Below are 15,170 nucleotides of genomic sequence, written 5' to 3'. Positions count from 1 at the left end.
ACTTCCAAACGATGTAACCATTTTTTCCATATTTTTCGCTAAATGTATACACTTCAATCATTAAACAACATCAAAAAACTTGACAGCAAAATCACAGAATTTTATTATTACGTCTCTATCCAATTCAAACTCTTTTCTATTACCTAAATAGTTCCTCGAATTAGGATTGATTTCTTTGCCTTCTTTTAGTTCTTTGTACGTAATACACTTAATATGCTTTTTAGATACAAGTATAAAATAGCAGTTCTCATAAGGATAATCTTCACCGCCTATATCCTTAAATGTAAGCGTTTCATCTTTTCTAAACTTCACTTCAATAAAATAAACATCACCTGTTTTTGGGCTTTGAATAACAAAATCCGGCATTTTTCTGATGTTGTCCGCAACATCACCACGAACACCTTTTAGAAGATTCATGACTCCTGGTATTGTGTTTTCCATTCCATATCTAAAAACAGAGTACTTTAATTGTAAAAATAACTCTTCAATTAATGTTTCGGCAATTCGCCCTTTAATCATACTTTCAACAAAATTCGCATTTTTATTTGAAAGTCCGTTGGAATTTGTTTTTGATGAGGTTATTTCTGCTTCAACTTCTTTTGTTTGGAAAAATTCTGTTGAATCAGAGTTATTTTTTTGATGTATTCGGCATAAAGCACGATTATATTTTTCCATTGAAAATTTATATTCAGCAGCAGTAATCTTTTCTTTACAATTTGAACAGAAATAATCCATGATATCAACGCCAAAATATTATAAAGTGCGTAAATATATTAAAAGTTTCTACTTGATTTGTTAGTAAAAGTAAAATTCAAGCTTAAACATTCTATAATTCTGAGTATGTATTTTTTCAGGATACCTATTACACAGAATTGCTAACTATGGATAGGATTCTAACTCAAAATGTACTATTTTTAAGAGAGTGGTATTTTTAGGTGTTACCTATATCCCATAAATTCTGTGCTGGCATTCAGATTTGAATCAAAACGCTAATATCAGCAAAATAGACTGAAGTAAAAAAGAAAAAATCGAATATAAACTTCAAAACAGCTTATCCAAAAAATACTGGTGAACCCTCAGATCCTCTGTAAGTTCAGGATGGAATGCCAGTGCAAGAACATTTTCCTGTTCAGCAGCCACGATCATATCGTCGATTTTAGCAAGGACTTTTACATCTTCCCCTGCTTCAACGATTCCCGGTGCTCTGATGAACACTGCATTGTATGGTGTTTCCAGGAATGGGAGTTCGAGTTCGTATTCAAAGGAATCACGTTGTCTTCCGAATGCATTTCGGTTGACCTTGGTGTCCATAAGTCCTAAAAGGTGCTGGTGGGTTTTGGCTACCTGCTCGTCTCCGGCAGTTGCCAGAAGAATAAGACCGGCACAGGTTCCCATTATTGGTTTGCCTGCTGCGTTCATCTCTCTAATTTCATCGGCGATGCCTTCACGTATGAGCAGTTTTCCAAGAGTTGTGCTTTCTCCGCCTGGAAGTACAAGTGCATCACATTCAGGGACGATTCCCTTATGTTTGATAGTAACAACTTCTCCTTTCTCTCCACGCTGCTTGAGGGCATTTTCAAGAGCCTCCACGTGTTCGGAAACATCTCCCTGAATAGCAATAACACCTAATTTCATATGATCACGTTTTAGTTAGTATGTAAGGTTAGTAGTGTAAATAAAATAGATCAAAACAATAAAAAATCTAATAAAAAGAATTGGGGATGGTTTTACCATCCACGGGTCTGAAGGATATCTGATTCAGGAATTGAATCAACGCTGATTCCTTTCATTCCGGAGCCAATGCCCTTGGATACTTCTGCAAGCACCTTAGGGTTGTCATAGTTGTTTACAGCTTCAACGATTGCTTTTGCCATCTTCTCAGGGTTCTCTGACTTAAAGATTCCTGAACCGACAAAAACACCGTCAGCACCCATGCGCATCATAAGAGCTGCATCTGCTGGTGTTGCAACACCGCCAGCTGCAAAGTTAACGACAGGGATACGCTGCATTTCTGCAGTTTCAAGTACAAGCTCAATAGGTGCTTCTATTTCACGAGCAACTGCAATGAGTTCTTCCTTTGTCATGCCTTTGAGTGCACGTACTTCGCCCATGATCTGCTTCATGTGCTTGACAGCCTCGCTGACATCTCCGGTTCCTGCTTCGCCCTTTGTACGGATCATTGCAGCACCTTCGTTTATCCTGCGAAGTGCTTCACCAAGGTTTCTTGCACCACATACGAAAGGAACTGTGAACTCTGTCTTGTCAATGTGGTACTTGTGGTCTGCAGGTGTGAGTACTTCGGACTCATCAACCATGTCAACACCAAGAGCCTCAAGGATCTCAGCTTCAACAAAGTGACCGATACGTGCTTTTCCCATTACAGGGATTGTAACAGCATCAATGATCTCTGAAACGATCTTTGGGTCTGCCATCCTGGCAACTCCGCCCTCTTTCCTGATGTCAGCAGGAACAGCCTGAAGTGCCATAACCGCAACAGCACCAGCTTCTTCTGCGATCTTTGCCTGCTCAGCGTTTACAACGTCCATGATCACACCGCCTTTCTGCATCTTTGCAAAGCCGCGCTTAATAAGCTCGGTACCGTGTCTTAATTTCTCAAGTTCCATAATATCGTCCTGAATAAATTTATTAAATTGTTACTTTAAGTCTTGATTTTAATGCCTACCTACTCAGCCTACTAGATATAGTTAATGCTTAAAAGCATTTACATCTACTCATCATCAGGCCTGATCCTTGCTACGCCTACTACTTTATCGCTGGCACGTACATTCATGATCTTTACGCCCTGTGTGTTTCTGCCCTGAACACGCACGTCCTTCACAGGAATACGGATTATGATACCTTCAGAGCTGGTAAGCATGATATCATCGTCCTCATTTACTGCCTTCACATTGATCACAGGTCCGTTACGCAGGCTTGTAACTATGGTTATCACACCACGTCCACCCCTGTGCATGGCCCTGTATTCATCAAACTCGGTTCTCTTACCAAAACCGTTCTCAGTTATTGTCAAAAGTGCTGCGTTCTCATCCACAACATCCAGGCTTACGACCATGTCTCCTTCTTCAAGGTTCATTCCACGAACACCCTTGGCACTGCGACCCATAACACGTACTTCACTTTCAGGGAATCTGATAGCTTTTCCATGCATAGAGACCATGACCATGTCCCTGGAACCATCTGTCAGCGCAACGTTCACAAGTTCATCCTCTTCAACAAGGCTGATGGCGATAATGCCCTTCTTGCGTGGGTTGCTAAAGTCAGAAAGCTGGCTCTTCTTCACAGTGCCTGTTCGGGTTGCCATGAACAGGTATTCATCTTCCTTGAACTCGCTTACAGGTATCATCGCTGTAACAAGTTCACCTTCACCAAGCTCAAGTAAATTCACAATAGCTTTTCCACGGGACTGCCTGCTGCCTTCAGGTATCTCATACACCTTACGCCAGTGCACACGACCCTTGTTTGTGAAGAACATAATATAATCATGCGTTGAAGCCACAAAGATATCAACCACGAAATCCTCATCCTTGGTATCCATTCCTATGACACCTTTTCCGCCTCTGTGCTGCTGTGAATATGTATCAACAGGGAGCCTCTTAATGTAGCCGCTATTAGTGATTGTTACAACCATTTCAGCTTCAGGAATGAGGTCTTCAGTTTCAAGTTCCTCTACAGAGGATTTAATAGCAGTCCTGCGCTCATCACCGAAACGCTCTTTCAGGTCGGTGATTTCATCCCTGATTATTCCATATTTTCTCTCATCACTTTCGATGATAGCTTTATACTCAGCAATCTGCTTGAGAAGTTCGTCATATTCATCATCGATTTTCTGTCTTTCAAGGCCGGTGAGCTTCTGCAAACGCATATCAAGGATTGCCTTTGCCTGTATCTCATCAAGACCGAATTTTGAAATGAGTCCTTCCCTTGCTTCATCAACATTTGCTGAAGAGCGTATAAGTGAAATAACCTCATCAAGATGGTCAAGGGCAATCTTCAGACCTTTGAGTATGTGTGCCCTGTCCTCTGCTTTTCTCAGCATGAACTGAGTACGTTTGAGTATAACGTCAATACGATGATCAAGATAAATGCGAAGTATCTGTTTCAGATCTAATTCCCTTGGAACATCGTCCACAAGTGCCAGATTTATAATACCAAAAGTTGTCTGCATCTGGGTGTGCTTGAACAACTGGTTAAGCACTACATTTGCATTTGTTCCACGTGTAAGTTCCACAACAACCCTGATACCCTCACGGTCGGATTCATCACGAAGGTCGGAAACACCGGTAACTTTCTTGTCCCTGACAAGGCTTGCGATATCCTCGATGAGTTTTGCCTTATTGACTTGATATGGAAGTTCGGAGACAACAATACGGTACTTGTCCTTCTTCATCTCCTCTATCTCAGCAACAGCCCTGACCCGGACTCTTCCACGGCCAGTCTCATAAGCTTCCCTGATTCCCTGTTTACCAAGTATGACACCACCGGTTGGGAAATCAGGTCCCTTTACTACTGTCATAAGTTCATTGATTGTCACATCGGGGTTATCAATCATCATCATGGTTGCATTGATAACCTCAGTAAGATTGTGAGGTGCCATATTGGTTGCCATTCCCACAGCAATACCGGTTGACCCGTTAATAAGCAGGTTTGGCAATTTTGCAGGAAGCACAACCGGTTCTTCAAGCGAACCATCATAATTAGGACGTGTTGCAATGGTTTCCTTATCAATATCCAGGAGCATCTCATCACATATCTTATCCATGCGGACCTCAGTGTAACGCATGGCAGCAGCGGAGTCACCGTCAATCGAACCAAAGTTACCCTGTCCGTCTATGAACGGATATCTCAGGGAGAATTCCTGTACCATCCTGACAAGGGAATCGTAAACCGCAGAATCACCATGTGGGTGGTACTTACCAAGAACGTCTCCCACTACACGGGCAGACTTCTTGTAAGCCTTATCATAGGTAATTCCTGCCTCTTTCATGGCATAGAGAATTCTTCGGTGAACAGGTTTCAGCCCGTCCTTTGCATCCGGCAGAGCACGGCTTACAATTACACTCATGGCATAATCCATGAATGAGTTCTTCATCTCGTCTTCAATAAGGACGGGAACGATCTTCTCGCCTGTCTCGGTTGGCTGGATATCAAAAGGAAGTTCCTCTTCAGGATTGTTCTGCTCTTCGTCCTGAATACTATTATCATCAATATTATCTGCCATTTTTCTTCACCTCAGACATCCAGGTTCGCAACGTCCTTTGCGTGCGTTGTAATGAATTGTTTGCGTGGCGCTACGTCATCTCCCATAAGGATTGTGAACATTTCATCAGCAGCAACCGCATCTTCCATGGTGACCTGAAGAAGTGTTCTTGTCTCAGGGTTCATTGTTGTTTCCCAGAGCTGTTCAGGGTTCATTTCTCCAAGACCCTTATAACGCTGTATGCCAACACCCTTGTCACCGATCTCTTCCAGCTTTGCTGCAAGCTCACGGTCAGAATATACGTAATATTCTGCCTTTCCTTTCTTTATCTTGTAAAGAGGAGGCTGTGCAATGTATACATAACCGGCATCTATCATGGGTTTCATGTACCTGTAGAATAATGTAAGTATGAGTGTCCTGATGTGAGCTCCGTCAACATCAGCATCGGTCATGATGATAACTTTATGATAACGTGCTTTCTCGATGTCATAATCATCACCGATTCCGGTACCCATTGCAGTGATAAACGCAAGAATCTCATTGTTCTTGAGAATCTTTGCTAAACGTGCTTTTTCAACGTTGAGGATCTTACCCCTGAGTGGTAATATTGCCTGAAACTTACGGTCCCTGCCCTGTTTTGCAGAGCCACCTGCAGATTCTCCCTCCACAAGGTATAGCTCACTGGCAGAAGGATCTTTTTCAGAACAATCTGCAAGCTTTCCAGGGAGTGTGCTGACATCAAGGGCACTTTTTCTGCGTGTAAGTTCCCTTGCCTTCTTTGCAGCTTCTCTTGCACGCTGAGCGTCCAGTGCTTTCTGAAGGATAGCAGTGGCAACTTTTGGAGTCTCTTCCATGTATTCTGCGAGTCCTTCTGATACCATTGACTCAACAATACCCTTGACTTCACTGTTACCAAGCTTGGTTTTGGTCTGTCCCTCAAACTGAGGTTCTGTGATCTTGACGCTGATGATGGCTGTGAGACCTTCACGGATATCTTCACCCGAAAGCTTTGCATCACCCTTTGCAAGATTGTTCTTCTTTATGTAATCATTAGCAACCCTTGTGAGTGCTGCCTTAAATCCTACAAGGTGTGTACCACCTTCGTGGGTATTGATGTTATTAACAAATGAGAAAACAGATTCAGCATAACTATCCGTGTACTGCATTGAGATCTCAACAACAGTGTCGTCTTTTGTCCTTTCAAAGTAGATTGGAGTATCATGAAGTGAGTTCTTGTTGTGGTTCAGGTGTTCCACAAAGGAAATGATTCCACCTTCGTACTCGAATTTTTCTTCTACTTTTTCTTCTCCACGGTCATCAGATATGCTTATTTTTATTCCTTTGTTAAGGAATGCAAGTTCACGAAGTCTTGTTGCAAGTGTTTCATATACAAATTTTGTGGTCTCGAATATCTTAGAATCCGGCATGAAGGTAGTCTTTGTACCTGTGCTGGAAGTTTCTCCGATCTCCAGCAGGTCATCCGTTGGAGTTCCACGTTCATAGCGCTGGTAGTAAATCTTCCCGTCACGCTGTACCTCGACTTCCATCCACTCGGAAAGTGCGTTCACAACTGAAACACCGACACCATGCAGACCACCTGATACTTTGTAGGTGTTCTTATCGAATTTTCCTCCAGCGTGGAGGATAGTCATTACCACTTCAAGTGCGGATTTATTGTATTTCGGATGTGTTCCAACCGGAATGCCTCGTCCATTATCCTGGACTGTGATGGTCCCTTCATGATTTATCGATACATCTATCTGTGTACAATATCCAGCCAGTGCTTCGTCGATACTATTGTCCACTACTTCATAGACCAGGTGATGAAGTCCCCTGCCATCGATACTTCCGATATACATGCTCGGACGTTTGCGAACAGCCTCCAGCCCTTCAAGTACCTGAATATTGCTTGCATCATAAGTCTGTTTTTCACTCATTTAAATAACAGCTCCGTGAAAAAAATTCATAATCCTGATTAACAATGCTTGATTAATTCGTGTCTAAAACGTACACTAGTTCGTCCCTCAAAATACAGTCAAAGAAATATTAATTCTAAATCTCTCGTTTCTTATTTTAACTTAAAACATCCAGCTCCTAATATGCATTCATGCTTATTAAATGTTTATATAAAATTGATTAAAAAAGTAAAAAAAGAAACTTAAAAATCAGTTTCTTGCTGTCATGTAGATGTTGCCAATTGGTATTAGTGTTGCAACCAGATATACAAGACCACCGATTATCGGGATCGCACTGACAAGAAGCAGTACCAGAAGTCCGAATGCCATTTCATTCATTGCCCTTGAACTTTTACCCATTTTACTTAGCAGATGGCGCCCGATCCATATGGATGCAAATATCCTTGCAACGTAAAGCATTACAAAGATCGTTATCATCAGGATAAGTCCCAATGGAATTCCGATAATAGTGACAAAGAGAAGAAATGCAAGTATACCAGCTACTATCAGAACCAGGAGTCCCGTAAGAAAAGCCATCCCCGGAGATTCAGAAGTTTTAACAGCAATATTTTCCATGTACTCTGGCCAGATAGCCAGTCCGATAAGACCTATAAGAACCAGTGCAAGATAGGAAATAAGCCCTCTGATTAGGGATGAGACTATTCCTCCATCCTCATGATAGTCCATTTCGTAGTAGTGAACATTGTTTCCGACAATTCCCTCATCTATCTTTGTTTCGGATCTGCTCCTGTATTCAAGATTGCCTGCTATGGAAGCGTCAGGTGATATTGCTATTTTCTCCGCGTTAAGTTCTGCATTTCCGCCAATATTACCTTGGATATTGATCTCTTCTGCAGAAGCTTCGACGTTACCAACAACGTCTCCCTGAATAGTGATCTTCCCTGAACCGGCTGAAAGGTCACCTCCAATGTTTCCTGTGTCAGTAAGAATAGTCTCACCGGTAAAGGAAATTACGTCATCCTGCACGCTTCCGCCAATCGTTAGTGTTCCCGATGCGACCCTTACATCATCGCCTACCGTACCGCTGATAGTAACATCTCCGGCAGCTACGATCAGGTCTTGTTCTATATTTCCGTTCATCTCAACTGTGCCGCCGGCAACTATCACATCACCATTGACCGTTCCATCAATTATGACATTTCCTCCGGCAACAATCACATCGTCATTAATTACTTTATCAATGACGACAGTGTCACCACTTTCAATTGTGGTGTATGCTGCAGCCGTGTGGATCAATAACATGAAAGTAACAACTAGCAGCATGATCTTGCATAAAGCTTGTAAGCCAGTTCTCATTATGTAGACTCCCCTCTACAATTTAATTCAAATAGTATTCTAATTATTGTTTTTCATTGATTAAATGCTTATTTGGCTATGAAGGCTCAGTATCTAATCTCTTTTTAAACCCGGATGATTCGGACTAATATCCATCACCTGTCCATCCAATTCCCGTGTTACCCTATCCAGTATATTGTCAATCTCTTCCGCTTCTTCCTCATTGAGAATGTCAGAATAGATATTCTTGATACTCATAAGACTAGCAGCCGACAGAGCCAGTGAAATGGATAGCACGTCAACTGTTACTTCTTCACGATAATCAAAATCGCCCATTGCTCTCTTTATGCCGGGATGAGCTGCATTGGAGATGAGTATATAAAAATCATCAACCTGTTTTTTCTTTTCACCGGCGTATAATACTGCACGTATTCTTGATGGTCTGAGCCAGTGATGCTTATTTTTCAACTCCTTTTCCTCATCTTCGGTAAGCGTGTCCAACTGCTGTTTGTAGAAAATGTATGCTTCCCTATCAGTAAAGTGAAGCAGATACATCTGGGTAATTCCTTCAAAAACAGTTCTCAGGTTCAGGTAAGCAGGATTGTTCAGACCGATGCATGCCAGTTTGTAGGCTGCAAGCAAATTATGGTTATTTCTCTCAAACAGTACAGGTATAATGGCTCCCGAACCTTCAGGACGTTTCCCTGTTCTTTTGACCTCATCAAGAAATCCGGCATTCAGGACTTTTGTAAGGTAAAATAATAATTCTATTGAATCCTGGAAGATATCAAGCTTGGTGGCATGTTCCCTGAATATGATATCCTTCCTGTAGCTCAGGATAAATTCAATGTCGTTATAGTCACGCCTTTTTTTGCCGGGATACATTTAGATGCTCCAAATCTGTTTCTTCATCCTATGCAGTTATTATCAATGATATTAGATAGAAAGCTTTTTAGTTTATATAGAATGAGAACATAAAAACCATTTTATTCTTATTTAAAACATTGAATTAGTTAGTTTTAGAATTTTTCTATGATTCTGTATAACTACTTGTTATGTGGGCAATTTATGATGCCGAGAAACTGCTGCTGGACAGGATATACACCGAAAGCCTTCAGGACCTTAACTACGATTTTGATAATGTCGGCAATATCCTTGAGATCGAGGACAATGTCCTCAATTCCGTGAAGACATACGGATACGATGATCTTGACAGGCTGACCAGTGCAGGTATGTCGGTCAACAGTGTTTCAACGTATCAGAGGGATTTCACCTATGACCCGTACGGATGCATCAGGCAGGTAGACGAGAACAGTGTCACGATATCCTCCTACGAATACAATCTGACACCTTTCCACGCTCCGGCAACCTATAACGGCAATGACCTCGTTTACGATTCCAATGGAAACCTCATCGAGGATGAGGATTTCATCTACACATACAACGATGCCAACCAGCTAAGTGAGGTCCGTTACTCATCCAACAGTTCCCTTGTGGAGAAATACTGGTACGACGCTAACGGCCAGAGAGTCAAGAAACAGAATGCTGATGGTGAGTTTACTTACTACGTCAACAAGTTCTATGAGATTGATAACGGTACTGCCACCAGCTACTTCTTCCGTGACGACGAGCGCATAGCCAAAGAGACATCTGGAGATATGGAATGGTATCTGTCAGATCATCTTGGCAGTACCACTTTGCTGATTAACGAAAGTGGTTTTGAGGTTGAGCGTACCGAGTATTATCCATATGGTGAAGTTCAGTCAGGTGGATTGGAGAAATATGGATTTACAGGGCAGGAGAATGATGCTGACACTGAGTTGATGTATTATGGTGCTCGCTACTATTCACCGGAGTACAGGATTTTTGTGCAGCCGGATACGATGCTGCCGGATTTGTATAATCCGCAATCATTGAATCGGTATGCTTATTGTTTGAATAATCCGGTAAAGTATACTGATCCAAGTGGGCATTTTGTTGATTATGTTATTGATTTTGCATGTTTAACCTATAGTGCAGCTACATTTTATGAAAATCCAAACTTGGTAAATGGTGCTTTCCTTGCATGGGATATTGTAGCAACTGCAGTTCCAATCTTACCAGCTTCATGGATTCTGAAAGCACCAAAAGGAATACGGTTCTTACGTACACTCTCGGACTCAGTAGAACTAACTCATGGACAATATGCAATTTATAAAGGGCATACATTTTTTGCAGAAAACGTACTACAAACTGGTATAAATGCTGAAGTATATGGCATTGATGATGGCACCTTTGAAATTCCATTTACAGAACTTAGTTGGGGGTCTAAACAAATAAATGGATTTTTAGAGTCCTCCTTTGGAACAGATGCATTCAATGGCATAAATCATGATGATTGGCACTTAACATCAGAAGGAAATATTATCAAAAATGGAAAAGTGTTAATAGAAGCCAGTTCTCGTTCTGTTAATGTTCTTGTATGGAAAGATGTTAAAACAGGTTCAATAACAATTGAAGAAATCGAAAATGAAGGTGATGAAGACGATGAAAATGATTGATCATGAATTCATACCTAAAGAGTTTGTATTTGCTGATATATGGATTTCTGATGAAATCCATACAATTTTATCATTTGATCAACTTTTAAATATTATTAAAGAACATTTTTCCAATTATAGTTACAATAAAGAAAAGAAAAGAATAATGCTCAGAAATAATTTTGCTATGAAAATAATCACTATAAAATTTGCTACTGAAAATAAATTTTCATTGGAATTTGTTAGATATTATCATAGGTTTTATGCGGCATATATCGCAATTGCTTTAATAGCTTCATTTATTGTTGAATTCTCAACTCCTGGTGTTAAGCCGGGTTTTTTTGCCCTTGTAATATTTTTGATTCCTATTCCTTTAATCTGGATGGTTTTTGAAACAGTAAGAGGTATAAAAGGAATTAAAGAATTTGATTACTCAAAGGAAGCTGAAAGGCTTTACTTTGAAATACTTAATGCAGTAAAAGAAAAAGAAAATAGGCTTAATCTTGCAGAGGACACAAATAACAGTTGATATTCATTCAATTCAGAGAAGCATATGCTCAACACTGACTAAAAAACAGGTTACGCTGAATCGATGTTGAAAATACTGGTACGACACCAACGGCTAGAGAGTCAAGAAACAGAACTCTGTCGGTGAGTTCACCTACTACGTCAACCAGTTCTACGAAGTGGACAACGGCGCGCAACCATCTACTTCTTCCGCGACGACGAGCGTATTGCAAAACAGGCAGTCTGTGGCAATATATACGTTCCAACTCTCTCCAAACCTATCACTGATACCTTCATCTACCTATCACTCATCAGTGATACGTATCACTGATAACTATATATAGTTATCACTATATAGTGATAACTAAGATGACACAACAAAGTGGAGACGAACAGAACGACACCCGTGCGTACATCATGGACCATCTGGGTATTCCTGAGGATGCGAGGGTCGTTGCCTCAGAGCCTTACCTGAGCGGTCTGCCTTTCAGTCCCGACCTGACACTGGAAAAAGGGGACATGCTCTATGTCATTGAAATAAAGTCAAGGGTAACGGTAGATGCGATATCACGGCTGAATCTCTTCCGTGAGCTCTGGCAGCGGGAGAAGGGGAGCGGGAAACAGGTCGTGCCTGTGCTTGCTGCAAAATATATCCCGAAGATGGAAGAAGAGCTCATGGATAAACTGGGCATAGAAGCAATAAAGCTTCCCCGGTCACTGGTCTCTGAAAACAGGGAACAGTACACATCGGCCAGTCACAGGATAACATCAGAGAAATCATGGAAAGTGGTATCTCGTCTGCTCAAGGAGAAAAAGACATCTATAAGGCAACTCTCCTTAATGGAGAACGTATCCTACGGCTGGGCGCACAAGACCATAAAGGGACTCATGCAGCAGAACATCATCAGGCAGGATAACGGTCATGTCAGCATATCCGATGTGAACAAACTCCTCAGCGGCATTGCATGGGGACGTCCGTTCTCCAATCTCATGATCGAGGAGATAAGGATAGACTTTGAAAACTCCACAACAGCCGCAAAAGAGATAACATCAGCCCTCAAAGCTCAGAATGACATACCCTTCGGTTTCACATCCTACACCGCAGCATCACTGTACACAGGTTACGGGGTACGCCATGATGCCGTATATCTCTACATGCAGGAAGAGAACCTCAGTTACTTCAGGGAACTGTTTGCATCCAACTCTGACAAAGGGACCCTTGCATACATATACCGTACTGACAGGAACGTATTCCATGATGTCCGGGAAAAGGAAGATATCAGGATAGTGTCCCCTTCCCAGACACTGCTCGACCTGGCAGGAATGGGCTACTCGGCAATGGATATAACAAAACAGTTGGTGTCGGTCTATGCCACAATATGAACCCACACAAAGGATAATTGCTCTTTCTCTGGAAGAATTGAATGAGATTATCCGCTACCTGCACGAAAAGAATGATAATCTCAAAGACTCAAACACCGTGCTCATCGGTGGCTGGGCAGTAGATTCCTATAATCCCTGGTTCGGATCAATCGATATAGACCTCATCACAAGCAGCAAAATTCGTAAGAGCATAATGTTCCATCTGCGAGAGAACAGGGATTTTAAGCCATACAGACTTCCCGGCATCTCCACAAGTGTTCAGAAAATGACCGACGCAGGCCCTGTGATAATCGACTTTGCCACCTGGCAGAAGCCTTTCCTTTTTGAAGGAATCGATGACGACTATCTGGATTTCCGCATCCTTAAAAAGAACACCGAAATGAGAACAATACGTGGTGGTATTGAAATGACCGTTCCAACTAGGGAAGCATTGATCATCCTGAAGCTCAAAGCCATATGGGATCGGCAGTACAGAATCGATAATTTGCTAAGCCATGACCCTTTGTGGGAAAGTGGAAAACTTATAAAGGACAGGGCAGATGTCCTTGCACTGCTCGACCCTGGTCACGGTGGAAGAGAACTGGATATTTACGTGTTCGCTGAGCTGCTAAAAAAGCATTCTTTCCTCGAACAATCCTTACGCACCGTGTACGAAACAAACGAAGGGATCGAAAAATATGGCAGATTATCGCAAAATGATTCGGAGACTCTCATAAAGCAACTCTTATCACTGGTTAAATGAAATTGTGAAATAAGAGTACTGGATCATATGTGTCAACCAGTTCTATGAGATTGACAACGGTACTGCCACCAGCTACTTCTTCCGTGATGACGAGCGCATAGCCAAGCAGACATCCGAATACACAAACTCTATATACTTACTGAACAGTAACTTACTATATGGTAAGATTCTATGGGCGCGTGAAGGAACTCTCTCAGCTTGAAGAGATATACAATACTCCTGCTTCATCCCTGGTTGTGTTCTACGGAAGACGGCGTGTGGGGAAAACCGAGCTGAGCAAAGAGTTTGTGAAGAACAGGAAAAGCCTTTATCTCTTCGTGGAGACAAAAAGTGAAGAGCTTCTGTTGCGTGATCTGGAAATTGAGCTTGGAAATGTGACAGGCATCAGGCCGCGTCTGGATAGTTTTGACGACTTTTTCACAATCGTATTCGGAATGCAGGAAAAGATGGTGCTAGTACTTGATGAGTTCCAGAACTTTGCAAAGGTGAACCCGGACTTCTTTTCCAAATTTCAGAGATACTGGGATGCTCATCACCGTGAGAGCCAACACATGTTCATAGTTATAGGCTCTTTTGTGGGAATGATGAAGAGGATCTTTGAGGAAAGCAAGGAACCACTCTTCGGCAGGGCCACCTACCTTTTCAACATCAAGCCGTTCAACTTTTCAGACAGCTATGCCTTCCTGAACGGTCTTAGCTCCTTTGAACTGGAAGAGGCTATGAAGACATACTTCATCCTCGGTGGAGTACCAAAATACCTGCTCCTTGCAGCCCAGTTCAGCGAGCCGGATGCCCAGAGTGTTTTCAGGAAACTCTTCATAGACACGCAGATACTCATGGAAGAAGCAAAGAACATACTCGTCCTGGAATTCGGTTCAGAGCATAAAGGGTACTTTTCCATCCTCGAAGCCATTGCTTCAGGCAAAGCAATCCCCTCACACATAGCAGATTACACCGCAATGCCACATGGAACAGTCTCAAAATACCTGAATGAGCTTGTGAACAAATACGAGTTGGTCAAAAAGGAAGAGCCTGTGATAACCGGCGGATCACGTAATTCCCGATATTTCCTGCAGGACAATTTCTTCAACTTCTGGTTCAGGTTCATCTACAAACACTACGGAACCTTCGAAATTGACCCCGATCTGGCAGAAGACATTGTCATGAAGGATCTGAACACATATTTCGGATATGCTTTCGAGGACGTGGCAAAGGAAGTGCTCATAATGCTAAATAAACAGCAAAAACTACCTTTCAGGTTTACTGATGTCGGGAAATGGTGGAAAAAAGAAACGGAGATCGATATCATCGCCTTTGACCGATCCAGTCACGATGCTTTATTTTGTGAAGTTAAATGGAAGCATCTCTCAGAAAAGGAAGCCATAAGCATAATAGAAAAACTGAAAGAAAAAATAAAAAAGGTTAATGGCACATGGAACGAAAACTACTGCCTTATGGCCAAAAAGATCGATGGAAAAGAAAAACTTGATTTTATTGCCTTTGACTTGGATGATATCAAAAGAGAATGTGTGAACAGCATTCATCAATAA

12 protein-coding genes are annotated in these 15,170 nt (G+C 41.8%); 5 read left to right on the top strand and 7 right to left on the bottom strand.

Annotated features, from left to right (window positions below; translation table 11 throughout):
• Positions 1–60: 60 nt before the first annotated feature.
• From BLP52_RS09150 to BLP52_RS09120, 7 genes are all read right to left on the bottom strand, one after another.
• Entirely contained in the window at positions 61–735 is a 675-nt protein-coding gene (locus BLP52_RS09150; protein ID WP_091710174.1) for a hypothetical protein, read from the bottom strand.
• Between the two features lie 306 nt (positions 736–1,041).
• On the bottom strand, positions 1,042–1,635 hold the full coding sequence (gene pdxT / locus BLP52_RS09145; RefSeq protein ID WP_091710173.1) for a pyridoxal 5'-phosphate synthase glutaminase subunit PdxT: 594 nt from the start codon (positions 1,633–1,635) through the stop codon (positions 1,042–1,044).
• A gap of 92 nt (positions 1,636–1,727) precedes the next feature.
• Positions 1,728–2,624, bottom strand: a complete 897-nt coding sequence (pdxS, locus tag BLP52_RS09140; RefSeq protein WP_091710172.1) for a pyridoxal 5'-phosphate synthase lyase subunit PdxS — start codon at positions 2,622–2,624, stop codon at positions 1,728–1,730.
• 104 nt (positions 2,625–2,728) lie between these two features.
• Positions 2,729–5,239 (bottom strand): DNA gyrase subunit A, encoded by a 2,511-nt coding sequence (gyrA, locus tag BLP52_RS09135; protein WP_091710171.1) that lies wholly within the window; start codon positions 5,237–5,239, stop codon positions 2,729–2,731.
• A gap of 11 nt (positions 5,240–5,250) precedes the next feature.
• Positions 5,251–7,155, bottom strand: a complete 1,905-nt coding sequence (gyrB, locus tag BLP52_RS09130; protein ID WP_091710170.1) for a DNA topoisomerase (ATP-hydrolyzing) subunit B — start codon at positions 7,153–7,155, stop codon at positions 5,251–5,253.
• Positions 7,156–7,383: 228 nt separating this feature from the next.
• Positions 7,384–8,490, bottom strand: coding sequence for a polymer-forming cytoskeletal protein (locus BLP52_RS09125; protein WP_091710169.1), 1,107 nt, complete (start codon positions 8,488–8,490; stop codon positions 7,384–7,386).
• 93 nt (positions 8,491–8,583) lie between these two features.
• Positions 8,584–9,354, bottom strand: a complete 771-nt coding sequence (locus tag BLP52_RS09120) for a hypothetical protein (protein WP_091710168.1) — start codon at positions 9,352–9,354, stop codon at positions 8,584–8,586.
• Between the two features lie 170 nt (positions 9,355–9,524).
• Between BLP52_RS09120 and BLP52_RS09115 the strand changes: the two genes are divergently transcribed.
• The 5 genes from BLP52_RS09115 (at position 9,525) to BLP52_RS09095 (ending at position 15,170) form a co-directional block, all read left to right on the top strand.
• The gene (locus BLP52_RS09115; protein WP_091710167.1) at positions 9,525–11,009 is read left to right on the top strand and encodes an RHS repeat domain-containing protein; all 1,485 of its coding nucleotides are present in this window, start codon (positions 9,525–9,527) and stop codon (positions 11,007–11,009) included.
• Positions 10,996–11,517: a hypothetical protein gene (locus BLP52_RS09110; protein ID WP_091710166.1), complete on the top strand. Its 522-nt coding sequence runs from the start codon at positions 10,996–10,998 to the stop codon at positions 11,515–11,517. Before BLP52_RS09115 ends, BLP52_RS09110 begins: the two co-directional genes overlap by 14 nt.
• 347 nt (positions 11,518–11,864) lie before the next feature.
• Positions 11,865–12,878: a hypothetical protein gene (locus tag BLP52_RS09105; protein ID WP_091710165.1), complete on the top strand. Its 1,014-nt coding sequence runs from the start codon at positions 11,865–11,867 to the stop codon at positions 12,876–12,878.
• Positions 12,865–13,620 (top strand): hypothetical protein, encoded by a 756-nt coding sequence (locus BLP52_RS09100; RefSeq protein WP_091710164.1) that lies wholly within the window; start codon positions 12,865–12,867, stop codon positions 13,618–13,620. The genes BLP52_RS09105 and BLP52_RS09100 overlap by 14 nt, the downstream gene beginning before the upstream one ends.
• A 158-nt stretch (positions 13,621–13,778) precedes the next feature.
• On the top strand, positions 13,779–15,170 hold the full coding sequence (locus BLP52_RS09095) for an ATP-binding protein (RefSeq protein WP_091710163.1): 1,392 nt from the start codon (positions 13,779–13,781) through the stop codon (positions 15,168–15,170).

This window comes from Methanolobus vulcani (assembly GCF_900100715.1).
GTDB classification, from domain to species: domain Archaea; phylum Halobacteriota; class Methanosarcinia; order Methanosarcinales; family Methanosarcinaceae; genus Methanolobus; species Methanolobus vulcani.
Note: the sequence above shows the minus strand (reverse complement) of the source record. Positions and strands in the feature narration are given on the sequence as shown.